The following is a 22,504-nucleotide window of genomic DNA, read 5'->3' as shown; positions in this document are numbered from 1 at the left end:
GGCAAGCCCCGATTCTTTTGTTAAAAGGCGGCAGTACCACCTATATGCGCCATACCGATCAAACTCACTTGGATCCTCAATGCTTGTCGACAGCCACTGCCATCTCGATTTCCCGGATTTTGACGGCGAACGTGCCGATCTGATCGCGCGGGCCAAGACGGCCGGCGTGGAACTGATGGTCACCATCTGTACCCACATCCGCAAGTTTGACCAGGTTCTGGCAATCGCCGAGGAATATCCGGAAGTCTATTGTTCGGTTGGCACCCATCCGCACAACGCCGGCACGGAGCGCGACATTCCAGCCGATGAAATCGTGCAATTGGCGAACCACCCCAAGGTGGTCGCCATCGGCGAGGCCGGTCTCGACTACTTCTATGACAAGGCCCCGCGCGATGCACAGGCGGAAGGCCTTCGCATCCACATAGAAGCCGCACGGCGCACCGGCTTGCCATTGGTCATTCATTCACGCGACGCGGATGACGATATGGCAGCCATCTTGCGCGAAGAAATGGGGAAGGGGGCCTTCCCGGCCCTGCTGCATTGCTTTTCGTCCGGCCGAGAGCTTGCACTGACCGGAATAGAGCTTGGCCTTTATGTGTCCTTTTCCGGAATTTTGACCTTCAAGCGCTCGGAAGAGATCCGTGACATAGCCCGAGAATTGCCGGCTGACCGGTTGTTGGTGGAAACCGACGCCCCATATCTCGCACCGCAGCCGAGACGCGGCAAACGCAACGAACCAGCCTATACAGCGATGACTGCAGCGGTTCTGGCGGAAACCAGGGGCGTTTCGGAAGAAGAGATAGCTCGGCAGACCACAGAGAATTTCTTCAGGCTCTTCAGCAAGGTGCCTCGTCAGAACCCGCAGACAAAAGCGATTGCTTCATGACCTTGACGCTGACCATTTTAGGATGCGGCTCTTCCGGAGGCGTGCCGCGTGTCGGCAATGATTGGGGCGATTGCGATCCCGGTGAACCGAAGAACCGCCGCAGCCGCTGTGCGCTTCTTGTGGAAAAGCGTGTGGATAACGAGTGCACAACCGTGTTGATAGACAGCGGACCCGACATCAGGTCGCAATTGCTGGCTGCCAACGTCAAGCACCTGGACGCGGTTGTCTATACACATTCGCATGCCGATCATCTGCACGGTATCGACGATTTGCGGGCCTTTTGGGTGCAATCCGGCAAAAGAGTTCCCGTCTATATGGACGAAGCGACAAGCGCGAGGGCACTCACAGCGTTCAGCTACTGCTTTGAAACACCGGCAGGCTCCAACTATCCGCCAATACTGGAACGCCGTGATCTTCGTCCGGATACACCAGTCACCATTGAGGGAAACGGCGGTCCGATCACCTTCGAACCTTTCGAGGTTGTCCACGGAGAGATCAATGCACTTGGATTTCGTATTGGTGACACAGCCTACATACCCGATGTCTCGGACATTCCGGATAACAGCCTCAACCAGTTGAAACACCTGGATCTTCTGATCCTGGATTGCTTGCGCCGCAGACCTCATCCAAGCCATTTCTGCCTGGCGGATGCGCTGTCCTGGACTTCCAGAATTGCTCCCAAACGCACCATTTTCACCAATCTTCACAATGACTTGGACTACAAAGTCCTGTCAGCGGAACTGCCTGAAACCATAGAACCTGCCTATGATGGTATGCTCCTGTCCGTTGAAGACACAGGAGCAGGCAAAGAAAGCGCTCTAACCACCGATGGCTGGTAAGCCACGCTACAAACAACCGACGGAAGATCGGCTGATCAAGTCTGCGCTTCATTACCTGGAACGCTATGCGACATCGGCCGCCAATCTTCGCAAGGTTCTTGAACGCAAGGTTTTGAAAGCCTGCATGAGCCTGGAGCTCGATCCGGCCGACTATGCCGACCTGATTGATGCGGTCGTTGAAAAATGCGTTCTGACGGGTCTCGTCAACGACAAGACCTACGCGGAAACCAAGACTGCTGGACTACGGCGCCGCGGTGGCTCAACGCGAAAAATCGAAGCTCAGTTGGCTGCCAAAGGCGTTGACAGAGAAACGATACACACGGTGCTGGCACAAGACGAACGCAGCGACGAGGAAGCCGCTCGGATCTTCGCAAGACGCAGACGGCTTGGACAATACAGAACCACACGAACGCGAGATGACCGGCGCGACAAGGATCTGGCTGCAATGTGCCGGGCGGGCTTTTCCTTTGAAATCGCTCGCAAGGTGATCGACGCGGACGACAGCGATTGATCTTTACGACAGCACGACTGACGGGCGGAATGACGCTCCGCAACACAAACTGACAGGTAACGCCAACCGGATCCGACACTAAGGCATTGGCAAAGCATGGCAAACACGCTCAGCTATAAATGTTCCATAATATTGATTATGCGAATTAGTGATGTGGATTGGGAGCCCTCCACCTTCCCAGCAACAAATGTCACCTATCGGGCTTTCTCACCACCGCTCAAGCGCTGGACCTTGGCTGTGTTGGCTAGTCGAGGTCATTGCAGATAGCTTGCAGAGCTTTGGCTTGCGTTCCATCGGTGTCCGGGCTTGAAAGACCGGACATGCAAACCAGAGCTTTCCAAAGCGCCCATGCTCTGGCCCGTTGCCAGGTCTGATCATCTACCTCGCACGCATCCCGGAAAAGCTTCCGACTTTCGGAATCGAAATACGTCCAGGCCATAACGAAGTCACAGGCAGGATCACCGATACCGCAGGTTCCGAAATCTATGAGAGCTTTGACGACGCTTTTGGTGACGATGATGTTTCCGACCGCTACATCTCCGTGGTACCAGACAGGCCTGGCCGTCCAGGCCGACGTCATGCCACGCTGCCAGACTTCAAGGCACCGCATTGCGTCCACCTTGCTGCCGAGGATATCCAAACTCTTTTGAACTTCGTCGCCGTAAACGCTGGGATGACAACCCCGATAGAATGAGTGCTTGCCTGCAAGGAGCCCGCCAGCCGTAACGATCGTTCTCAAATCACACAGGGCTTTGCCAAGCGAAACTGCGATTGTTTCCGGATTTACACCGTCAGCGCTTTCAAGTGTATCTCCCTCGACCCAACGCCTTATCGACCACGGTAGCGGAAACGTCTCGCTTGGCTGGCCGACAGCGACGACACTCGGCATTTCAACGGACAGATGCTCACCCAAGACAGCCAGCGCATGCGCTTCTTTATTCACTGCTTCGGCATAGGATTCATTTCGTGGCAGACGCACGGAAAGAGCATCACCGAGCCTGAAGGTGGCGTTGTCCCAGCCCTGTTTGGAAACCGGTTCAATTGGTAGATGGTCAAGATGTGGAAACTGCTGGCGTATGAGAAGCGCAACTGTGTTTCGGTCGATTTCCATATTGTCCACGGTTGCTTTTCCAATCAAATCTTACCATTAACTCTAATCAAATCAGCATCTTATGCCAGCCAAATGCACCCCGGAAAAGAAGACGTTGCCGGGTGAACTTGGCTTTTGCGCCACTTCAAGATCTGCGTCAAACGACGCCCCCATGTCCGGCAGATCACAGATCCGGATTGGACACCCCTTCCCGCAGAAATCCATAAAGCACTGTTATTACGGGGTTATTCGCCGAAGAACACTGCACTTCTTGCAGCTAGTCTGAACCGCACACAGTATCGACGCGCCTGACGCCGGTGCTTATGTCTGTATGATATTGTTCTGATATGTCAGCAAGCGAACGTTACACTTTTCGAGAAGTGACCCCGGCAGATCTACCTCTCTTGGCGGAATGGCAGTCGCGACCGCATGTCCGTAAGTGGTGGGACACGGCCGAGCCCTTTACTGCGCAAAAACTCAAAGACACTCGGGTCAAGCGCTGGATTGTTGAGACAACCCAGCGCCCCTTCGCCTACTTGCAGGACTACAGCGTTCACGACTGGGAAGATCACCACTTTTTCTCGCTACCCAAGGGATCTCGGGGAATTGATCAGTACATCGGCGAAGCAGACATGACAGGTAAAGGGCACGGCCCTGCGTTTATCTCGCAGCACCTGAAGACACTGTTCGAGGCCGGCGTTCCGGTCGTTGCGACCGATCCCCACCCGGACAACACTCGTGCCATTTCAGCGTATGAGAAGGCAGGCTTTGAAGTGTTTGGTACCTCTAAGGCGACACAATGGGGCTTGATACTCCCCATGAAGGCCAGTTCATCAAGTTAAGGCGCCCGTTTGGTTTTTCCGGGCAGCATGGTGTTTCTAGATGCCATCCCTGCCCCCTCTCCTTCGTCCTGGCAAAACGGTGCCATTTGCTAACAACACTGACTTATCGTGCGCCCAAACCGTCTCAGTGAATTGGACCCGAGTACGCCGCCAGCCAGACTTTGCGTAGCCACAATATCGCGCTATCGCTGATGCAGCTTTTGATTTGCATATTCGATTCTATCGGAGACCTTTTTTGGCCCAACTTTCTCAAAAACTGCGTGTAGCCATCCTGTTTGGCGGGCGATCTGCGGAACACGAAGTCTCGGTCCTTTCCGCCACAAATGTCATGAACGCGCTCGATCCTTCCAAGTATGACGCGGTTCCGGTCTACGTCACCCGTGAAGGACAATGGCTGCTGAGCAATTTTGAAAATGGACTTTTGAGCCGGCCGACAACTGGCATTGAAATCTGTCCGGTTCCAGGTGGCCGTGGCCGAGTGATTGCAATGGATGAAAACGGGTTGCCTCGTGACTTTGCCAAGCTTGACGCGGTCTTTCCCGTGCTTCATGGCCTCCATGGCGAAGATGGTGCGGTACAGGGACTTGCTGAAGTGGCCCGGGTTCCGCTCGTTGGATGCGGTATCGCAGGGTCTGCAAATGCACTCGACAAGGATCTTGCAAAACGGCTTCTCATCGAGGCCGGCCTCCCCACGGCCAAATCACTCACAATTCGGCCGGACGATGTGCCGAACTTCGAACTCCTGAAGCGTGAACTCGGTTTGCCTGTATTCATCAAACCTGCCCGCCAGGGTTCCTCGGTCGGTGTCAGCAAGGTTCAGACGGCAGACGACTTTGAGGCCGCGTTGAAGGAAGGGTTCAAGCACGACAACAAGCTTCTTGCCGAGGAGTTCGTTCTTGGCCGCGAAATCGAATTCGCGGTTCTGGAGGAAAGCGACGGCACGCTGTTCGTCTCCAGGCCGGGTGAAATTGTTCCTGCCGAAAGCCATGGCTTTTACACCTATGACGCAAAATATGTCGACGAAGACGGCGCGGCCTTGAAGGTGCCCGCAGATTTGCCGCACGAGGTCGAAGGCCGGATGCAGGATCTGGCGGCAAAGGCGTTCAGGGCCCTGGGGTGCGATGGCATGGCCCGCGTCGATTTCTTTGTGACGCAGGAAATGAATATCCTGCTGAACGAACTAAACACCATCCCCGGCTTTACGAATATCAGCATGTATTCCAAAGCGATGGCTGCAAGTGGCGTCAGCTATCCGGAGATCATCGATCGTCTGATCACCCACGGCATTACCCGGGCAGAACAGGATATTTGAAACTTGGCCGTCATGCGCTCAACGCAAGAACGTTCTTCACGAATTCTATGCCGATGTTGTCACCATCCCTGCGCACAAGGCGGCAACTTCTTTCAGCCTTTCCATCGTTGAAATGAAGTGTGAACTGGCTCGGAACATTTCCGGCATTAGCCAAATGAAGCCGTGCTCCGGTTTCGGAAATGTCCCTCACCGAACACTGCAGGCACTCATTGTCGCCAAACCTGATTTCGGCATGTTGATGAACGCGGGTTCGCTCGCTTTTCCGCCGGTTTTCCATGCCGACGACCCAATTGTCCAGATTGCTGCAGACGGACGCAACATTTTCGGATGCAAGCATCAACTTGCTGCTGATTTCGTCAGTCGCAGCGCATTGCTGTTCTGCTGCAGTTGATGTTCCCTGAACCAGTTCCTGCACTTCGGTGATTGACGACTGGATGGCCTTCAGCGCTTCATCTACAGCTCCCGCAACGGTCTGCATCTCCTCGATCTCGGCGAAAATGCGCGTTGTTGCTTGAGATGTCTGGCTCGCGAGATCCTTGACCTCGTTCGCCACAACAGCAAAGCCTCGTCCCGCCTCGCCTGCGCGGGCGGCCTCTATCGTTGCGTTGAGAGACAAAAGGTTGATCTGATCCGCAACTTTCGAAATCAGCTGCACGACATCGTCCATGGAAGCCGCAGCGTTGCGGAGAGTTTCGGTGGATCTTCCAGCTGCTTCGGAGCGGGTTTGCATGTCATCGACCGCCCGCTGCGCCTCGTCCATTCCACGCGACACATCTTGTGCAGAGCCGGTAATTTCCCTGGCAGAAGCAACTGTCTGCTCCACAGTTCCAAGTGTCTCCTCGGCGGCCGCAATGGCTGTCTGTCGTGACTTCATGTTCTGCGTAACGTCGGTGGCAAACTTGGTAATCTTGATGAGCCTACCGGACGCGTCGAAGATCGGATTGTAGGTCGCCTGCAGCCAGATAGGAGCGCCACTCTTGCCGTAACGCTGATAGATGGCCGACGTATGTTTCCCGTCCCCCAGTGCCTTCCAGAACGAGGCATATTCCTTGCTCTGTGCGTAATCGGGGGAAACAAACATGCGGTGGTGTTTACCAACCACCTCAGCGGCAGAATACCCGGTCGTACGCAGGAAGTTCTCGTTCGCGTCGAGAATGATCCCTTCCCTGGTGAAGGAAATCATCGCCTGGCTACGGCTGATTGCTGCTATCTGACCTTCATATTCGGCGTTTCGAAGCTTTTCGGAGGTTACGTCGGTCGCAATTTTCACGACCTTGAACGGGTGTCCCGCAGCATCGAGGATCGGGTTATAGGAAGCCAGGATCCAGATATCCCTACCGTCCTTATGCCGGCGTCTGAACTCGCCGCTCTGGTAAGCCCCTTCTCCAAGCTTGCGCCAGAAAGCCTTGTATTCTGGCTTGTTCCGATCTTCCGGATCCAAAAACAGGCTGTGGTGCTTGCCCTTCACTTCCGAAAGTTCGTAACCGAGCGACTTCAGGAAATTCGGATTCGCATCGAGGATCGTGCCGTCCAGATCAAATAGAATAACGGCTTGCGATCGGTTGATCGCGTCTATCTGCCCCTGGGCTTCAAGCGCCTTTCGTTTCTTCTCGGTAATATCGGTTGCGATCTTGACGATCTTCCGAACGGTCCCCGACCTGCTGATAACCGGATTGTAGGTTGCCTGGATCCAGACTTCCTTGCCTCCCTTGGCAATCCGGGCAAATTCAGCGGACTGAAACTCTCCCTTCGCCAGTGCTTTCCAAAGACGTTCATAATCGGACGACTTCGCATAGTCCGGATCGACGAACATCCTGTGATGTCGTCCCTTTATTTCATCCAGTGAATACCCGAAGGTCCTGAGAAAATTCTCATTCGCTTCCAAAATTGTGCCATCGGGTTTGAATTGAATGATTGCTTGAGAACGACTAAACGCGTCGACGATTTCTCGCCAGTCACTTTGCGGCAATAACAACGTCATAAGAAATCGCCTTTAGGTAGGTGTTTTCCCGTATTACACTAGCGACATCTTCTTGAATCTTGTTTAACGTGAACTATAGATAAATATATCTAGGGTTGCTGTATCCACGCACAGCACGGCCCTGCCAACACCCCCCATGGCAATCCGTCCCTCAACCGTCGTAACCACCTGAACGGCCACGCATTTTCTTGATTTGGCCACGTTGTTTCTTGGCGTCGAGACGACGCTTCTTGGATCCGAGGGTCGGTTTCGTGGCCTTGCGGGGTTTCGGCTTTTCCGTAGCCTTTCGAAGCAAGTCCAGCAAACGCTCCAACGCGTCTTCCCGATTCCGTTCGCGGGTCCGGAACCGATCCGCCTGCAAGACGATCTCGCCGCCCAGAGTCAGCCGGCTGCCTGCAAGCCTCGCCGCTCGCGTCTTGACGTCTTCTGGAAGTGTTTCATTGCCGGCAAGGTCGAACCGAAGTTGAACTGCCGTTGAGACCTTGTTGACGTTCTGCCCGCCAGGCCCGGAGGCGCGAATGAAATCTTCTGTGAGATCATCCTTGAGGATGAACAGGCGTCCGGTCACTGCAATCTTTGAAGCAGCAAAGGGATCGTCCGTCTCGCCGCTCATACCGCCTGATCGCTCTCGGTCGGCAACTTCAGGCCGACACCGTTCAAGATAAGCGACGTCACCGCGGCTTCCGTTTCGGCCTGGAAGGCCGCGTCGGAAAGGTCCTTCCCGGTCAACGCCTTGATCTGCACCGAAAAGTCCGCGTAATGCTGGGTGGTTGCCCAAATCGTGAAGATGAGATGGACAGGATCGACACTTCGCATCTTGCCTGCCGCGATCCAGTCTTCGATCACCTGACTTTTTTCGGCCACCAAACGCTTCAGATCCGTTTGCAGGATCGGCAATATCTGTGGCGCGCCCTGCATCACTTCGTTGGCAAACAACTTTGAGGCTTCCGGAAACCTGGCAGACATTTCGATCTTCTGGCGAATATAGGCAGCCAGTTCCTGCGCCGGCTCTCCATCCGGATTGAGCGTTTTCAAAGGGGCAAGCCATACCTCCAGAATATGGGCCAGCGTCGCGCTATAGATAGCCTCCTTGGAGGAGAAGTAGTAGAGCAGGTTGGACTTCGACATTCCGGCATCCGCAGCGATCCGCTCAACTGTCGCGCCGGAAAATCCCTTCATGGAAAACTCGCCAAGCGCCGCTTCCAGAATCAGGGATCGGTTCTTTTCCTGGATCCGGCTCAGCCCGCCTGATTTAAAGGATGCCTGCGTCTGCTCGCCCAAATCCGCCATCTACCGTTCCGTCTTCTGCCGCGAAGGGTCGCAACCCTACACCCCAACCACACGGCATTTTTCCGGAAAAAACACCGATTTCACAACTGGCAAGTTCAGCACCGGAGGGAATGACCAGAAATTAGTCATGACGACCGGATTTGCATCTTGACCATTTGGTCAAATCCCTCCTAGGGTAAATTGACCAGATGGTCAGAAGGCTAGTCGATTGATCCGTCCCTCGCAATGGGGATGTCTTGAACAAACGGCAGCCATCGGCCAACTCGGGAATCCCGGCAACCCGGGGCGGCTGCAAGGCCAGACAGAGGATTTAGGCGAACGGGAAAGAGGCAAAAGCCCATCCGGAACGCCAGGGAACAGTGTGGGGAGAGGACCAGCGCAGTCGGCACTGCCGTTGACGCAGTGCGCGTGCTATTCCTTCCATCACAAATCAGCAACAGTCGGCCGCTTCAAGCATGAAGGGTCGCAAGGAGGACGTATGTCAGCATCGAGCCAGGCTGCCACCAACAATCTCGAAGCTTTCTGGATGCCGTTCACGGCCAATCGGCAATTCAAGCAGGCCCCACGCATGTTCGTGTCGGCCAAGGACATGCATTACACCACAGCCGACGGACGTCAGGTTCTCGACGGCACGGCCGGCCTCTGGTGCTGCAACGCCGGTCACTCCCGTCCCAAGGTCGTTGAAGCGGTCCAGAAGCAGATTGCCGAGCTGGACTATGCACCCGCCTTCCAGATGGGCCATCCCAAGGCATTTGAACTTGCTGCGCGTCTCGCGGCCATGATGCCCTCCCCGCTTGACCATGTCTTTTTCACGAATTCCGGATCGGAAAGCGTGGACACCGCACTGAAGATTGCACTTGCCTACCAGCGCGCGATCGGACAGGGCACTCGCACCCGTTTGATTGGTCGTGAACGTGGCTACCACGGTGTCGGCTTTGGCGGCATATCGGTTGGCGGCATCGTCTCCAACCGCAAGACCTTCGGCACGATGCTCACCGGCGTCGACCACATGCGCCATACCCACGATCCCGAGCGCAATGCATTCTCCCGCGGCATGCCGGAAAACGGTGCAGAATATGCAGAAGAGCTGATCCGTATCATTCAGCTTCATGATCCCTCGACCATCGCAGCTGTCATCGTTGAACCGGTCGCCGGCTCGACCGGCGTTCTGATCCCGCCCAAGGGATATCTGGAACGCCTGCGCGAAATCTGCTCTCAGCATGGCATTCTGCTGATTTTCGACGAAGTTATCACCGGTTTCGGTCGTCTGGGGTCACCGTTTGCGACTGACTTTTTCGGTGTAACGCCGGATCTTGTCACAACAGCGAAGGGCCTGACGTCCGGCGTCGTCCCGATGGGGGCGGTGTTCTGTACATCGGACATCTATCATACGTTCATGACCGGCCCGGAACACATGATCGAGCTGTTCCACGGTTATACCTATTCCGCGCATCCGCTCGCCTGCGCAGCCGCTCTTGCAACACTCGACACCTACGATGAAGAAGGCCTGCTGACACGTGCGGCTGACCTTGCTCAATATTGGGAAGACGGCCTGCATTCGCTCAAGGATTGCCCGAATGTCATCGACATTCGCAACCTCGGTCTGATTGGCGCAATCGAACTGACGCCAATTGCAGGAGAACCGACGAAACGGGCGTTCTCGGCGTTCCTGAAGGCCTACGACGACGGGCTGCTGATCCGCACGACTGGCGATATCATCGCCCTGTCCCCGCCGCTGATCATTTCGAAGGAACAGATCGACGAGTTGTTCGGCAAGCTGCGCAGCGTGCTGAACGCCATCGACTGATACCCGGCAAGACAAGAGACAAAGACACGTTTTAGGAGACACAAGCATGGCAGCCCCCGGCGAAAACCTGAGGATCAACGCAGAACGCCTCTGGGACAGTCTGATGGAGATGGCAAAGGTCGGTCCGGGTGTTGCCGGTGGCAACAATCGCCAGACCCTGACCGATGCCGATGCCGAGGGCCGCAAGCTGTTCCAGAAATGGTGCGAGGAAGCCGGCATGACCATGGCTGTCGACACCATGGGCAACATGTTCATGACCCGGCCGGGAACAGACCCGGACGCCCTGCCCGTCTATGTCGGCTCGCACCTCGATACACAGCCGACCGGCGGCAAGTATGACGGCGTTCTCGGCGTGCTTGGAGGACTGGAAGTCATCCGAACCATGAACGATCTCGGCATCAAGACCAAACACCCGATCGTGGTCACCAACTGGACCAACGAGGAAGGCACTCGCTTTGCACCGGCAATGCTTGCGTCAGGCGTCTTTGCTGGTGTTCATACACAGGACTGGGCCTATGACCGGGCCGACCACGAAGGCTTGAAGTTCGGCGATGAGTTGAAGCGCATCGGCTGGGTTGGTGATGAAGAAGTCGGTGCACGCAAGACCAAGATGCACGCAATGTTCGAACTCCACATCGAACAGGGTCCGATCCTGGAAGCCGAGGGCAAGGATATTGGTGTCGTGACCCACGGCCAGGGCCTTTCCTGGACGCAAGTGACGGTAACCGGCAAGGACAGCCACACGGGCTCCACGCCGATGCCCATGCGCAAGAACGCCGGCCTCGGCATGGCCCGTATTCTGGAACTGGTCGATGAAATCGCCTGGTCGCATGCTCCACATGCTGTGGGAGCTGCCGGCCACATCGAGGTTTTCCCGAATTCACGAAACGTGATCCCCGGCAAGGCTGTCTTCACGATCGATTTCCGCTCTCCGGATCTCGCCGTTATCAAGGATATGGAAGATCGCCTGAAGACAGGCGCGAAGAAGATCTGCAATGACATGGGACTGGACGTCGAATTTGAAAAGGTCGGCGGTTTCGACCCGGTAGAATTCGACAAGGATTGCGTCGAGGCGGTTCGCAACGCTGCCGAGCGTCTCGGATATTCCCATCAAAACATCATCTCCGGCGCCGGTCACGATGCCTGCTGGATCAACAAGGTCGCGCCGACTGCGATGATCATGTGCCCCTGTGTCGACGGTCTGTCGCACAACGAGGCCGAGGAGATTTCCAAGGATTGGGCGAAAGCGGGTGCTGACGTCTTGTTCCACGCGGTGGTCGAGACTGCGGGGATCGTGGAATAGCACAAACATCGGCCAACCTGTCAGGTCAGCGACAGGATTGAGCGAAAACCTGGCTGCCCCGGACCTGAACCGAGGCCCGTTACAGGGAAATGAGAGGAACATGACTTTTAACGGAAAGGCATTGGCAATGGTCTGCGCCCAGTTTTGGGCAGCAGCACCTGCCTTTGCCTTTTCCGTTGGCGACAGCTGGGACTGGCAACTCACTGAGCCGGTCGATCTCGACAGGAATGTCAGGGTTCTGGATCTGCACCCCGACCTGGTGACACCGGATGACCTGACAGCTCTCAGGCAAAAAGGTGTCCGCACCATTTGCTATGTCAGCATCGGAACCCTGGAAAATACCTCCGAGGATTTCAAGGTATTTCCGGATGACGTGCTCGGCAAAACCTATGAAGACTGGCCGGACGAGCGTTTTCTCGATATCCGCCGTCTTGATGTCCTGCTTCCCATCATGAAATCCCGTTTCGAAGCCTGCAAGAACGAGGGTTTCGACGCGATTGAACCTGACAACATGGACGTTCATGACAACGACAGCGGATTTCCGATCACCGCAGACGACGTTGTTGCCTATGTCGCCAGACTGGCCGCCATTGCCCATTCTCTCGATCTCGGCATCGGGCAGAAGAATGTGCCCGACCTGACTGCCGATCTGATCAACCACATGGACTTCCTGATCGCCGAAAGCTGTTTTCAGGACAAATGGTGCGACGACGTCAACGCCTATGTCCGGGCAGGCAAGCCGATCTTCGATGCTGAATACACCGACCGGCCGATAGACTTTCAAGAAGCCTGCGAATTCGCAGCGCAGCAGAACATTGCGATGATCCTGAAAGACCGGGATCTGACGTCACCGGTACAAACCTGTCCATGAGGCAGGCAAACGAAGGAAATTTCCGGCGCGTCGCACCGGACGAGTGAACAAACGAGAAGGGGAACACAAATGGCCAGCAAAGTGATCAAGGGCGGTACGGTTGTAACTGCTGATCTTTCCTACGAAGCCGATGTGAAAATCGAAGACGGCCGCATTGTCGAAATCGGCCCCAACCTGTCCGGTGACGAAACCCTGGATGCGACCGGCTGTTACATCATGCCGGGTGGCATCGATCCGCACACCCACCTCGAAATGCCTTTCATGGGCACATTCTCTTCGGACAATTTCGACAGCGGCACACGCGCCGCGTTGGCCGGTGGCACAACCATGGTCGTTGATTTCGCCCTGCCCTCACCCGGCCAGTCGCTGCTGGAAGCGCTGCAGATGTGGGACAACAAGTCATCGATGGCCCATTGCGACTATTCCTTCCACATGGCGATCACCTGGTGGGGCGAACAGGTCTTCAACGACATGCAGACCGTCGTCCAGAAGAAGGGCATCAACACGTTCAAGCACTTCATGGCCTACAAGGGCGCCCTGATGGTGAATGACGACGAGATGTTCGCCTCGTTCTCACGCTGCGCCGAGCTTGGCGCCTTGCCGCTCGTGCACGCGGAAAACGGCGATGTCGTCGCCACCTTGCAGCAAAAGCTGCTGGCGGAAGGCAACAATGGCCCCGAAGCACATGCCTATTCCCGCCCGCCGGAAGTGGAAGGCGAGGCAACCAACCGCGCCATCATGATCGCGGATATGGCTGGGGTACCGGTCTATATAGTCCACACGTCTTCGGAACAGGCGCATGAAGCCATTCGCCGGGCTCGCCAGAACGGCATCCGTGCCTATGGCGAACCGCTTATCCAGCATCTGACGCTTGATGACAGCGAATACAAGCACGCCGACTGGGACCACGCAGCACGCCGGGTCATGTCGCCTCCATTCCGCGACAAGAAACACCAGGATAGCCTTTGGGCAGGTCTTGCATCCGGCTCCTTGCAGGTGGTTGCGACCGACCATTGCGCATTTTCCACCGATCAGAAGCGCACCGGTGTCGGCGATTTCACCAAAATCCCGAACGGCACCGGTGGTCTTGAAGACCGGATGCCGATGTTGTGGACATATGGCGTGAATACAGGTCGCCTGACGCCCAACGAATTCGTCGCGGTCACTTCAACCAATATTGCAAAGATCTTGAATATCTATCCGAAAAAAGGAGCAATTCTGGTTGGCGCTGATGCCGATCTTGTCGTCTGGGATCCGGAAAAGTCGAAAACCATCTCCGCCTCCAGCCAACAGTCCGCAATCGACTACAACGTCTTCGAAGGCAAGGCCGTCAAGGGGCTGCCGCGCTACACACTCACCCGTGGCCGCGTTGCGGTGGAAGACGGCACCGTCAACCACAGCCAGGGTCATGGCGAATTTGTCGCCCGCAACCCGTATCAGGCCGTCAACAAGGCGCTAAGCACGTGGAAGGAACTGACGGCACCGCGTAAGGTGGAACGCACCGGCATTCCCGCCAGCGGTGTCTGATCCAATCCGGCCCCGCCTTTCCAACAGGCGGGGCCTTCAAGAAACGAACACGTCAATCCGGACCCGACTCGTGCCGCGAGGAACTTGATGACTGCACTTGCCAGCGCAAAGGACACCGAAATGGTGGAAAACAAACAAAGCGCCAGCCCTAACCGGGTGATCGATATCGAGAACCTCTCGCTAACATTCGAGACCAACGACGGCCCGGTTCACGCGCTTTCAGACATCGATCTGAAGATCGAAGAGGGAGACTTCGTTTCCTTCATCGGTCCGTCGGGTTGCGGCAAGACCACATTGCTCAGGGTTATCGCCGATCTTGAAAAGCCGACCGCGGGGTCCATCACGGTAAATGGTGTCTCTCCGGAACAAGCACGCCTCAATCGGGCCTATGGCTATGTCTTTCAGGCAGCCGCCCTTTATCCCTGGCGCACGATTGCCAAGAACGTGGCATTGCCTCTCGAAATCATGGGGCTTTCAAAGGCCGAACAGCAACAGCGGATTTCCCGAAACATGGAGCTGGTGAACCTCACCGGCTTCGAAAAGAAGTATCCCTGGCAGCTTTCAGGCGGCATGCAGCAGCGCGCGTCGATCGCCCGCGCCCTCGCCGTCGAGCCGGATCTGCTCTTGATGGACGAACCTTTCGGTGCGCTCGACGAAATCGTCCGCGACCATCTCAACGAACAATTGCTGCAGCTTTGGGCCAAGACCAACAAGACCGTTGTCTTCGTAACCCACTCGATCCCGGAAGCGGTGTTCCTGTCGACCAAGATCGTCGTGCTGTGCCCGCGCCCCGGCCGTATCTACGACGTGATCGAAAGCGATCTGCCTCGCAACCGCAGTCTTGATATTCGCGAGACACCGGAGTTCCTGAAAATCGCCCACCGGGTGCGCGATGGACTGAAGGCAGGGCACTCCTATGAAGACTAAATCGCATCGACCCGCGACATTTGTGGATGTCGACCCTGCCGCGGAAATCCAGGCTCTTGATGGTCTTGCGACCAGGGTTTGGCAGCGCATTTCTGCGATTGCGGGAAAGGCGCGGATACATGACTGACGCCTCGCTCTCGCAGACCCGTAGCACGAACCCATTTGCCGGTCTGATGTCTGGAACGGTCGGTCCGGTCACCGTCGTCGTATTGGCGATCATAGCGCTCTGGTATGTCGCCGCAGTCGCACTTAACACCCCATTCCAGCAAGACATGTATGAGCGCGCCGGACAAAGTGATGTCGGGTTCTCTCAACTGGTCACCGATACGCTTTACCAGGAGCGCCCGGTCCTGCCTGCGCCGCACCAGGTGATTGTTGAAATCTGGGACACGACGGTAAACAAGAAGATCACGTCCAAACGGTCGCTGGTCTATCATACGGGCATCACACTCTCTTCGACGCTTCTCGGGTTTCTGATCGGCACGACACTCGGCATTCTTCTGGCAATTGGCATCGTTCATTCGCGTGTTCTCGACAAATCGTTGATGCCGTGGGTCATTTCCTCGCAAACCATTCCCATTCTGGCCATCGCGCCGATGATCATCGTCGTTCTCAACGCCGTCGGGATCTCAGGTTTGCTGCCCAAAGCGATGATCTCCACATACCTGTCCTTCTTCCCGGTCACGGTCGGCATGGTGAAGGGACTGAGATCACCTGAAGTCATTCACATGGATCTGATGCACACCTATTCGGCGACGCGCTTCCAGGCATTCTGGAAACTGCGCCTGCCCTATGCAGTGCCCTACCTTTTCACTTCGATGAAAATCGGCATGGCTGCCTCTCTCGTCGGAGCGATCGTCGGTGAACTGCCGACAGGTGCCGTGGCCGGTCTCGGCGCGCGTTTGCTTGCCGGCTCCTACTACGGCCAGACTGTCCAGATCTGGTCGGCACTTCTGATGGCCGCCTTTTTGGCGGGGTCCCTGGTTGCCTTGATAGGCATGATCGAGAAGCGCACGCTGAAACGCATGGGGATGGCCGGATGAGCACCATGACCGCAAAAAAGAGCCGCCTCGATATGCCGGCACTATTGGCCTGGTTCATCGTAGCCATGGTGGTAGTTGGCCTGTTCAGTCCGATCTTCGGACCGGACTACGGCATCATGGATGTTCCGCGTCTTGCCCTTTGCCTGGTCATCCTGGCAATCGCCGGTGTGCGCTACGAACTAGGCTTCATGCGCAACCCCTTTGGAGACCTTGTCCTCGGCATCATTACCGCCATTGCTGCCTGGCTGCTGATCTCAACTTCCTCGCACCACGTCGGGCAGGCCACGCTCGGTTTCTGGGCCCTGGTAGCAGCAACCTGGGCAGCGGCATGGCTCTTCGTTGAGCGTCTTGCCACATGGCGCAACCTGTCGCCACTTGCAGCCCGGCTCATCAACCTCGCCATTCCGGCACTCTTTGGCATTACTCTTCTGGTACTGTGGCAAATCGTGGTCACTGGCGCGGGCGTTCCGAAGGTTCTGTTGCCGGCCCCTTCTGAAATCTGGGTCCGCCTGACCAATTCCGGGCCAACGTTGTGGGCTGACTTTCGCCAGACTTTCCTGAAAGCCGTTCTGGCCGGTTACGCCATCGGTTGTGGTTCGGCGTTCATCACTGCCATTCTGGTGGACCGGGTACCGTTCCTGCGCCGCGGACTGCTGCCGATCGGCAATCTGGTATCTGCACTGCCGATCATCGGTGTCGCCCCCATCATGGTGATGTGGTTCGGCTTCGACTGGCCGTCCAAGGCAGCGGTCGTGATCATCATGACCTTCTTCCCGATGCTGGTGAACACGGTATCCGGCCTTGCCGCGTCTGATGCCATGCAACGCGACCTGATGCGCACCTACGCCTCCAACTACTGGCAGACGCTTTTCAAGCTGCGTCTGCCGATGGCCATGCCCTTCATCTTCAATGCGCTGAAGATCAATTCGACGCTCGCCCTGATCGGTGCCATTGTCGCGGAATTCTTCGGCACACCAATCGTCGGCATGGGTTTCCGCATCTCAACGGAAGTTGGCCGCATGAACGTTGACATGGTCTGGGCAGAAATCGCCGTTGCCGCCCTCGCCGGATCGCTGTTCTACGGCCTCGTCGCGCTCCTGGAACGCGCCGTCACCTTCTGGCATCCGTCCGTCAGGGGGTGATTTGCCTCTCCACTTGTCATCCGGGATATGCCAAAAGGCATCATCCGGATGACAAGCAGACAGGATGTTTCCACTCCATGACTCCCAGCCGAGACATTTCCCGCCTTATCGAAATCATGGCAGCGCTCAGAACTCCTGTGACCGGTTGTCCCTGGGATCTGGAACAGACGTTCGCGACCATCGCGCCCTATACGCTGGAAGAGGCCTACGAAGTCGCGGATGCCATTGCCAAGAACGATCTGGTGGAACTGCGCGAGGAGCTCGGCGATCTGTTGCTTCAGGTCGTCTACCATGCACGCATGGCTGAAGAAGACAACTACTTCGACTTTGGCGATGTGGTCGAAGGCATTACAAAAAAACTGATCCGCAGGCACCCCCATGTTTTCGGTGACGAAAACGGAGAAAAACCGGAACTGGTCAAAGGTATCTGGGAACGGATCAAGGCTGAAGAACGAGCGGAAAAGAGGTCCGCCAGGGAAGCGCTCGGCATCGAAGAAGCGAAAAAGGGATTTCTCGACGACGTCCCGACCTCCTTCCCGGCTCTTCAGGAAGCCGACAAGCTGCAGCGACGGGCTTCAAGGGTTGGTTTTGACTGGAACGATGCCAGACTGGTTCTGGACAAGATCAGAGAAGAAACTCACGAACTCGACGAAGAACTTGCCAAATCCGTTCCGGACAAAGACCGGATCTCCGACGAACTCGGTGACACGTTGTTCGCGCTTGCAAACCTCGCCCGGCATCTGGACATTGATCCGGAAGAATCTCTCAGGCGCACAAACCGGAAGTTCCGCAAGCGTTTTGCAGCCATTGAAGCTCACGCAGTGAAAACGGACACGACACTTGAAGCTATGACGCTGGATGAGATGGAAGCAGCGTGGCAGGCAGCGAAGAACAAATAGTTCCCTTGCCCGGCTCGTTCCGGCTTTCTATCAGGCTAGCTAAAGATAAGCGGCATAAAGCTCGCGAAACGGGCCACGTTGCTTGTCGGAAACGCGCACTTCCGCTGTTACGAAATCTTCGGCATCGGTGCGTTCCAGCACCTCTGCCATCTGATAAAGTTTCGCCAGCAAAGCGCCATCGGCAACGGGGATCTTCACAGTCAGAATGTCGTCGTGCTGCGCCATGAAAGCATCGACACGGGCATAAAGCTGCTCGATCCCTTCACCGGTCAGCGCGGAAAGGGCAATCGGCCCCTCTTCACCGGCATCTTCCAGCAACTTGTCGCGGTAAGCCGGATCAAGGCAGTCGATCTTGTTCCAGACTTCGATGATCGGCGCGCCCGTCAACGCGTCTACACCAAGATCGGTTAGCGTCTTCTTGACGTCTTCTGCCTGCGCTTCGGTGTCGGCATGCGAAATGTCCCGCACATGCAGAATGAGATCCGCTTCAAGCACCTCTTCCAGCGTCGCCCGGAATGCGGCGACCAAGTGGGTCGGAAGATCGGAGATGAACCCCACCGTATCCGACAGGATGACTTCCTTGCCATGCGGCAAGGCTACCTTGCGAAGGGTCGGATCGAGCGTGGCGAACAGAAGATCCTTGGCAAAAACGTCAGATTCGGTCATCCGATTGAAAAGCGTCGATTTACCGGCATTGGTATAACCGACCAGCGCAACAACCGGCTGCGGGATTTTCTTGCGTTTCTTGCGGTGCAGGTCACGCGTCCGGCGAACCTGTTCCAGCTGTTTCTGCAACGCAATGATCCGGTCCTGAATCTGGCGCCGGTCGGCCTCGATCTGGGTTTCACCCGGACCACCCATGAAACCTGCGCCGCCGCGCTGGCGCTCGAGGTGGGTCCAGGAGCGGACGAGACGGCTCTTCTGCCAGGTCAGATGCGCCAGATCGACCTGAAGCCGACCTTCCTTGGTGCGGGCCCTGTCGCCGAAGATCTCCAGGATAAGACCTGTGCGGTCGATGACCTTGGTCTTCAGCCGGCGTTCAAGGTTGCGCTGCTGAACCGGGGTGAGCGGATGATCTATGACAACGAGGTCCAGGTCCTCGCTTGCAACGATCCCGGCAAGCTCGGCAACCTTGCCATCGCCAAACAGGGTTGCAGGCTTGGGATTGTTGACCCGGACAACGCCGGAATGCGCGATATTGAGATTGATGGCAGCACTGAGGCCGAGGGCTTCTTCCAGCCGCGCTTCCGGGCTGCGATTGCCGCGAAGTTCTGTCTGCGCGGATTCGCCACGCAATTGCAGAACCGGCTCCAGAATCATCGCACGGAAGGGCTGGGGCAGACGGTCCACCCCAGTATCTTTCAACCTTAGAGATTTCTGGCCAGGTTCCTCGGAACCGTTGGATTTAGAAAAATCGTCTGCGCGAGACTTCGGTTTCAATCAGCTTGCCTTTTCAGCGTTTTCCTCAGCCTGATCGAACAGTTGAACAGGTCCGTTTGGCATAATTGTGGAAATCGCGTGTTTGTAAACCAGCTGGGAATGCCCATCACGACGCAGCAGAACGCAGAAGTTGTCGAACCATGTCACGACACCCTGCAATTTCACACCGTTGATCAGAAAAATCGTCAGAGGAGTTTTTTGCTTGCGAACGTGATTAAGAAAAGTGTCTTGGAGATTTTGTGCGCGCTCAGCCATCAGTCTTTTTATCCTATTTGCCCCGGATGCGGCCGAGCATCCGGCGTTTCAGCAGCCTACCGTCAAAAGCCGTTCAGTATCAATGACTAATGTTTGACGCACCGCCCGCTTTTCGTATAGCCCACCAGTCAAGACCGTCTGCCTCGGTCTAAAATAGTTTCGTACTTTCGACCCAATTAGGCCAATCGAATCATACCGCCTGCAAATCAGTAGCAGTATGGAACAATTCGCGCAATCGGGTTGCCACCGATCCAGGATGACCGTTTCCGATAATCCTGCCGTCCAAACGTGTCACAGGCATCACGACAGTCGTCGCTGCCGTGACGAAAGCTTCCTTCGCATCGAAAGCTTCCTCAAGGCTAAACGGTCTTTCCTCAAACGTCAGCCCTTCCTTTTGGACGAGATCAAGAACCACGGCACGTGTAATACCGCGCAGGATTCCGCTCTCGGCCGGCCGGGTGACCAAAACGCCTTCCTTGGTAACGATCCAGGCGTTGGTCGATCCACCTTCTGTGACATTGCCGTCGGCATCCACATACCAGGCTTCCTTGCCGCCCTGTTCCTTGGCGTTCTGTTTCGCCAGCACGTTCGGCAAAAGCGCAACGGTCTTGATATCGACGCGCGGCCAACGGTTTTCCGGATAACTGAACACCGAGATCCCCTGTTCGGCCTGTGCCTTGGCGGCAGTCGGGCTGGACGAACGGGCGGTCACCACGATCGACGGTGCAACATGCGCCGGCGGGAAGAAGTGATCGCGCTTGGAAACACCGCGCGTCACCTGAATATAAACCAGTCCGTTGCGAACAAGATTCCGACGGACTACCTGATGCAGCACGAATTCCACGGCGTTGCGGGCCATTGGCCAGTCTATGCGCAGCTCACTCAAGGACCGGCCAAGGCGGTCCAGATGCCGCGGAACGTCGACGATCTTGCCCTGCCAGACTTCACAGACTTCATAAACGCCATCGGCAAACTGATAACCGCGGTCTTCAACATGCACCGCAGCATCGGCATGACGCACATACTGGCCGTTGACATAGGCAATCCGGCTCATGGTTCCTCCAGAACAGGACGGTTCGAAACGAACCGATTGGTATTTTTGAAAGTTTTGACCTTTCGGTCAGACAAAAGCAAGGCCAGAAAGAAGCCACTCAGCCTTAAAAGAAGTCAAGGCTGACGCGGAACATCTGTTCTACCTGGCGCACGCGGTTCGCAACCGCGAAGATCACGATACGGTCTTGCGCCTGAATCTGCAGGTCACCATTAGGCGTAAGCACCTCGCCGCCGCGGAAAACCGCACCAATGCGGATACCGGACGGCAGATCGATAACCCTAAGCGGCTTGCCGACCAGCGGCGACGTATCAAGTGCTTCCGCCTCGACAATTTCCGCAGCCCCGTTCTGAAGCGAATGAACGCCCCGGATACGACCACGTCGCACGTGCTGGAGAATGCGAGAGATGGTTACGGCGCGCGGGTTGATAAACGCATCAATCCCCAACGCGTTGGCAAAAGCCGGGTAACTCGGATTGTTCAACAATGACAAGGAGCGCTTGCAGCCAAGCTTCTTCGCCATGACAGACGACAGAATGTTGACTTCATCCTCGTTGGTGAGAGCCACCATGGTATCGGCATCGCCGGCATCGGCTTCATTCAGGATCGTCTGATCCAGCGCGCTGCCATGCAGGATGACCGATCGCTTCAACTCATCGGCAACAGCCATCGCCCGCTCACGGGAGGCTTCGATAAGCTTGATCTTTGTTCCGGACTGACGCTGTTCAAGTGCCTTGGCGACATAAAGCCCGATGTTGCCGCCACCACAAATCACGACACGGGCCGCTTCCGGTTCCTCGTGGCCGAAAATGCTCAGCGTTCTGCGAACCTGGTCGCGGCGGGCAACCACATAGGCAAGATCACCCGTCAGAATGGAATCGCTGCTCTTGGGGACAAACAGCCTGTTGTTGCGATAAAGGCCGACGACAACGGCCCCAAGGTCCGGGAAGAGTTCGGTAAGCTGGCGCAATGGAGTGTCCACCACCGGGCAGTCCTCCTCGCACATGATCCCGACGACAACAACCTGGTCGTCGGCAAACCGGACAGTCTCGACGGCGCCTGGAAGCGCCAGACGGCGCAGTACCATCTCGCCAACTTCGATTTCTGGCGAGATGATCACGTCGATCGGCATGTGGTCGCGCGAAAACAGATTGCGCCAGCGCCCCTGCAAATAGGATTGCGCCCGGATACGGGCGACCTTCGTGGGAACGTTGAAGAGCGAATGCGCCACCTGACAGGCCACCATGTTGACCTCGTCATAAAGCGTGACGGCAACAATCATGTCGGCCTCTTCGGCCCCGGCCTGTGCAAGAACGTCCGGATGCGCGCCATGCCCAACAAAGCCACGCACGTCCAGCTGATCGCCAATGGCGTTGATCAGTTGGGGAGAAGAATCGATCACGGACACGTCGTTCTGTTCCGCAGCCAGACGCTCGGCAATGCCGTAGCCCACCTGCCCCGCGCCGCAAATCACGATTTTCATGGAAA

Annotated in this window: 21 protein-coding genes; 13 read left to right on the top strand and 8 right to left on the bottom strand. The window is 56.3% G+C overall.

The window, feature by feature from the left end:
• Positions 1 to 79 precede the first annotated feature (79 nt).
• From HCG46_RS16350 to HCG46_RS16340, 3 genes are read left to right on the top strand one after another with little or no spacing between them, the layout of a single operon-like run.
• On the top strand, positions 80 to 886 hold the full coding sequence (locus HCG46_RS16350; protein ID WP_168686821.1) for a TatD family hydrolase: 807 nt from the start codon (positions 80 to 82) through the stop codon (positions 884 to 886).
• On the top strand, positions 883 to 1,725 hold the full coding sequence (locus HCG46_RS16345; protein WP_168686820.1) for an MBL fold metallo-hydrolase: 843 nt from the start codon (positions 883 to 885) through the stop codon (positions 1,723 to 1,725). The genes HCG46_RS16350 and HCG46_RS16345 overlap by 4 nt, the downstream gene beginning before the upstream one ends.
• Positions 1,715 to 2,236, top strand: a complete 522-nt coding sequence (locus HCG46_RS16340) for a RecX family transcriptional regulator (protein ID WP_168686819.1) — start codon at positions 1,715 to 1,717, stop codon at positions 2,234 to 2,236. Before HCG46_RS16345 ends, HCG46_RS16340 begins: the two co-directional genes overlap by 11 nt.
• Before the next feature lie 244 nt (positions 2,237 to 2,480).
• On the opposite strand, the gene HCG46_RS16335 is transcribed toward HCG46_RS16340, so the two are convergent.
• A complete protein-coding gene (locus HCG46_RS16335) occupies positions 2,481 to 3,347 on the bottom strand; it encodes an aminoglycoside phosphotransferase family protein (protein ID WP_168687188.1) in 867 nt (288 codons plus the stop codon).
• 326 nt (positions 3,348 to 3,673) lie between these two features.
• On the opposite strand from HCG46_RS16335, the gene HCG46_RS16330 reads away from it, so the two are divergent.
• Both HCG46_RS16330 and HCG46_RS16325 read left to right on the top strand, forming a co-directional pair.
• The gene (locus tag HCG46_RS16330) at positions 3,674 to 4,168 is read left to right on the top strand and encodes a GNAT family N-acetyltransferase (protein ID WP_168686818.1); all 495 of its coding nucleotides are present in this window, start codon (positions 3,674 to 3,676) and stop codon (positions 4,166 to 4,168) included.
• A gap of 235 nt (positions 4,169 to 4,403) precedes the next feature.
• The gene (locus tag HCG46_RS16325; protein WP_168686817.1) at positions 4,404 to 5,480 is read left to right on the top strand and encodes a D-alanine--D-alanine ligase family protein; all 1,077 of its coding nucleotides are present in this window, start codon (positions 4,404 to 4,406) and stop codon (positions 5,478 to 5,480) included.
• A 10-nt stretch (positions 5,481 to 5,490) separates the two neighbouring features.
• Here HCG46_RS16325 and HCG46_RS16320 read toward each other — a convergent pair whose 3' ends face one another.
• The 3 genes from HCG46_RS16320 to HCG46_RS16310 form a co-directional block, all read right to left on the bottom strand.
• Positions 5,491 to 7,461 (bottom strand): PAS domain S-box protein, encoded by a 1,971-nt coding sequence (locus HCG46_RS16320; RefSeq protein WP_168686816.1) that lies wholly within the window; start codon positions 7,459 to 7,461, stop codon positions 5,491 to 5,493.
• Positions 7,462 to 7,612: 151 nt separating this feature from the next.
• Complete coding sequence (gene arfB / locus HCG46_RS16315; RefSeq protein WP_168686815.1) at positions 7,613 to 8,074, bottom strand: alternative ribosome rescue aminoacyl-tRNA hydrolase ArfB; 462 nt, start codon at positions 8,072 to 8,074, stop codon at positions 7,613 to 7,615.
• The gene (locus tag HCG46_RS16310; protein WP_022998598.1) at positions 8,071 to 8,751 is read right to left on the bottom strand and encodes a TetR family transcriptional regulator C-terminal domain-containing protein; all 681 of its coding nucleotides are present in this window, start codon (positions 8,749 to 8,751) and stop codon (positions 8,071 to 8,073) included. Before HCG46_RS16310 ends, arfB begins: the two co-directional genes overlap by 4 nt.
• Positions 8,752 to 9,229: 478 nt before the next feature.
• Between HCG46_RS16310 and HCG46_RS16305 the strand changes: the two genes are divergently transcribed.
• The 8 genes from HCG46_RS16305 (at position 9,230) to mazG (ending at position 18,270) form a co-directional block, all read left to right on the top strand.
• Positions 9,230 to 10,558, top strand: coding sequence for an aspartate aminotransferase family protein (locus tag HCG46_RS16305; RefSeq protein WP_022998597.1), 1,329 nt, complete (start codon positions 9,230 to 9,232; stop codon positions 10,556 to 10,558).
• Positions 10,559 to 10,604: 46 nt separating this feature from the next.
• Positions 10,605 to 11,861, top strand: coding sequence for a Zn-dependent hydrolase (locus HCG46_RS16300; RefSeq protein WP_168686814.1), 1,257 nt, complete (start codon positions 10,605 to 10,607; stop codon positions 11,859 to 11,861).
• Between the two features lie 100 nt (positions 11,862 to 11,961).
• Entirely contained in the window at positions 11,962 to 12,732 is a 771-nt protein-coding gene (locus tag HCG46_RS16295; protein ID WP_168686813.1) for an endo alpha-1,4 polygalactosaminidase, read from the top strand.
• 69 nt (positions 12,733 to 12,801) lie between these two features.
• Complete coding sequence (gene hydA / locus HCG46_RS16290; RefSeq protein ID WP_168686812.1) at positions 12,802 to 14,259, top strand: dihydropyrimidinase; 1,458 nt, start codon at positions 12,802 to 12,804, stop codon at positions 14,257 to 14,259.
• 120 nt (positions 14,260 to 14,379) lie between these two features.
• Positions 14,380 to 15,186 (top strand): ABC transporter ATP-binding protein, encoded by an 807-nt coding sequence (locus HCG46_RS16285; protein WP_152507646.1) that lies wholly within the window; start codon positions 14,380 to 14,382, stop codon positions 15,184 to 15,186.
• A 173-nt stretch (positions 15,187 to 15,359) separates the two neighbouring features.
• Positions 15,360 to 16,229 carry an ABC transporter permease gene (locus HCG46_RS16280; protein WP_031268470.1) on the top strand — a complete coding sequence of 290 codons (870 nt, stop codon included), beginning with the start codon at positions 15,360 to 15,362 and terminating at the stop codon, positions 16,227 to 16,229.
• Positions 16,226 to 17,371 (top strand): ABC transporter permease, encoded by a 1,146-nt coding sequence (locus tag HCG46_RS16275; protein ID WP_075283187.1) that lies wholly within the window; start codon positions 16,226 to 16,228, stop codon positions 17,369 to 17,371. Before HCG46_RS16280 ends, HCG46_RS16275 begins: the two co-directional genes overlap by 4 nt.
• A 77-nt stretch (positions 17,372 to 17,448) precedes the next feature.
• Entirely contained in the window at positions 17,449 to 18,270 is an 822-nt protein-coding gene (gene mazG, locus HCG46_RS16270) for a nucleoside triphosphate pyrophosphohydrolase (RefSeq protein WP_168686811.1), read from the top strand.
• Positions 18,271 to 18,309: 39 nt separating this feature from the next.
• On the opposite strand, the gene hflX is transcribed toward mazG, so the two are convergent.
• From hflX to trkA, 4 genes are all read right to left on the bottom strand, one after another.
• Positions 18,310 to 19,590, bottom strand: coding sequence for a GTPase HflX (gene hflX / locus HCG46_RS16265; protein WP_022998589.1), 1,281 nt, complete (start codon positions 19,588 to 19,590; stop codon positions 18,310 to 18,312).
• A 120-nt stretch (positions 19,591 to 19,710) separates the two neighbouring features.
• Entirely contained in the window at positions 19,711 to 19,968 is a 258-nt protein-coding gene (hfq, locus tag HCG46_RS16260; RefSeq protein ID WP_173006241.1) for an RNA chaperone Hfq, read from the bottom strand.
• A 187-nt stretch (positions 19,969 to 20,155) separates the two neighbouring features.
• Positions 20,156 to 21,019: a D-amino-acid transaminase gene (locus HCG46_RS16255; RefSeq protein ID WP_022998588.1), complete on the bottom strand. Its 864-nt coding sequence runs from the start codon at positions 21,017 to 21,019 to the stop codon at positions 20,156 to 20,158.
• Between the two features lie 103 nt (positions 21,020 to 21,122).
• Positions 21,123 to 22,499: a Trk system potassium transporter TrkA gene (trkA, locus tag HCG46_RS16250; RefSeq protein ID WP_022998587.1), complete on the bottom strand. Its 1,377-nt coding sequence runs from the start codon at positions 22,497 to 22,499 to the stop codon at positions 21,123 to 21,125.
• Between the last annotated feature and the right edge of the window lie 5 nt (positions 22,500 to 22,504).

The organism is Labrenzia sp. PO1 (assembly GCF_012273635.1).
GTDB lineage: Bacteria > Pseudomonadota > Alphaproteobacteria > Rhizobiales > Stappiaceae > Roseibium > Roseibium algicola.
Note: the sequence above shows the minus strand (reverse complement) of the source record. Positions and strands in the feature narration are given on the sequence as shown.

Coding starts and splice junctions, on each gene's coding strand:
- HCG46_RS16335 (WP_168687188.1), bottom strand. CDS start 3,347: ATGGAAATCGACCGAAACACAGTTGCGCTTCTCATACGCCAGCAGTTT.
- mazG (WP_168686811.1), top strand. CDS start 17,449: ATGACTCCCAGCCGAGACATTTCCCGCCTTATCGAAATCATGGCAGCG.
- HCG46_RS16280 (WP_031268470.1), top strand. CDS start 15,360: ATGTCTGGAACGGTCGGTCCGGTCACCGTCGTCGTATTGGCGATCATA.
- arfB (WP_168686815.1), bottom strand. CDS start 8,074: ATGAGCGGCGAGACGGACGATCCCTTTGCTGCTTCAAAGATTGCAGTG.
- hflX (WP_022998589.1), bottom strand. CDS start 19,590: ATGATTCTGGAGCCGGTTCTGCAATTGCGTGGCGAATCCGCGCAGACA.
- HCG46_RS16285 (WP_152507646.1), top strand. CDS start 14,380: ATGGTGGAAAACAAACAAAGCGCCAGCCCTAACCGGGTGATCGATATC.
- HCG46_RS16350 (WP_168686821.1), top strand. CDS start 80: ATGCTTGTCGACAGCCACTGCCATCTCGATTTCCCGGATTTTGACGGC.
- HCG46_RS16345 (WP_168686820.1), top strand. CDS start 883: ATGACCTTGACGCTGACCATTTTAGGATGCGGCTCTTCCGGAGGCGTG.
- HCG46_RS16300 (WP_168686814.1), top strand. CDS start 10,605: ATGGCAGCCCCCGGCGAAAACCTGAGGATCAACGCAGAACGCCTCTGG.
- HCG46_RS16305 (WP_022998597.1), top strand. CDS start 9,230: ATGTCAGCATCGAGCCAGGCTGCCACCAACAATCTCGAAGCTTTCTGG.
- hydA (WP_168686812.1), top strand. CDS start 12,802: ATGGCCAGCAAAGTGATCAAGGGCGGTACGGTTGTAACTGCTGATCTT.
- HCG46_RS16255 (WP_022998588.1), bottom strand. CDS start 21,019: ATGAGCCGGATTGCCTATGTCAACGGCCAGTATGTGCGTCATGCCGAT.
- HCG46_RS16310 (WP_022998598.1), bottom strand. CDS start 8,751: ATGGCGGATTTGGGCGAGCAGACGCAGGCATCCTTTAAATCAGGCGGG.
- trkA (WP_022998587.1), bottom strand. CDS start 22,499: ATGAAAATCGTGATTTGCGGCGCGGGGCAGGTGGGCTACGGCATTGCC.
- HCG46_RS16330 (WP_168686818.1), top strand. CDS start 3,674: ATGTCAGCAAGCGAACGTTACACTTTTCGAGAAGTGACCCCGGCAGAT.
- HCG46_RS16320 (WP_168686816.1), bottom strand. CDS start 7,461: ATGACGTTGTTATTGCCGCAAAGTGACTGGCGAGAAATCGTCGACGCG.
- HCG46_RS16275 (WP_075283187.1), top strand. CDS start 16,226: ATGAGCACCATGACCGCAAAAAAGAGCCGCCTCGATATGCCGGCACTA.
- HCG46_RS16295 (WP_168686813.1), top strand. CDS start 11,962: ATGACTTTTAACGGAAAGGCATTGGCAATGGTCTGCGCCCAGTTTTGG.
- HCG46_RS16340 (WP_168686819.1), top strand. CDS start 1,715: ATGGCTGGTAAGCCACGCTACAAACAACCGACGGAAGATCGGCTGATC.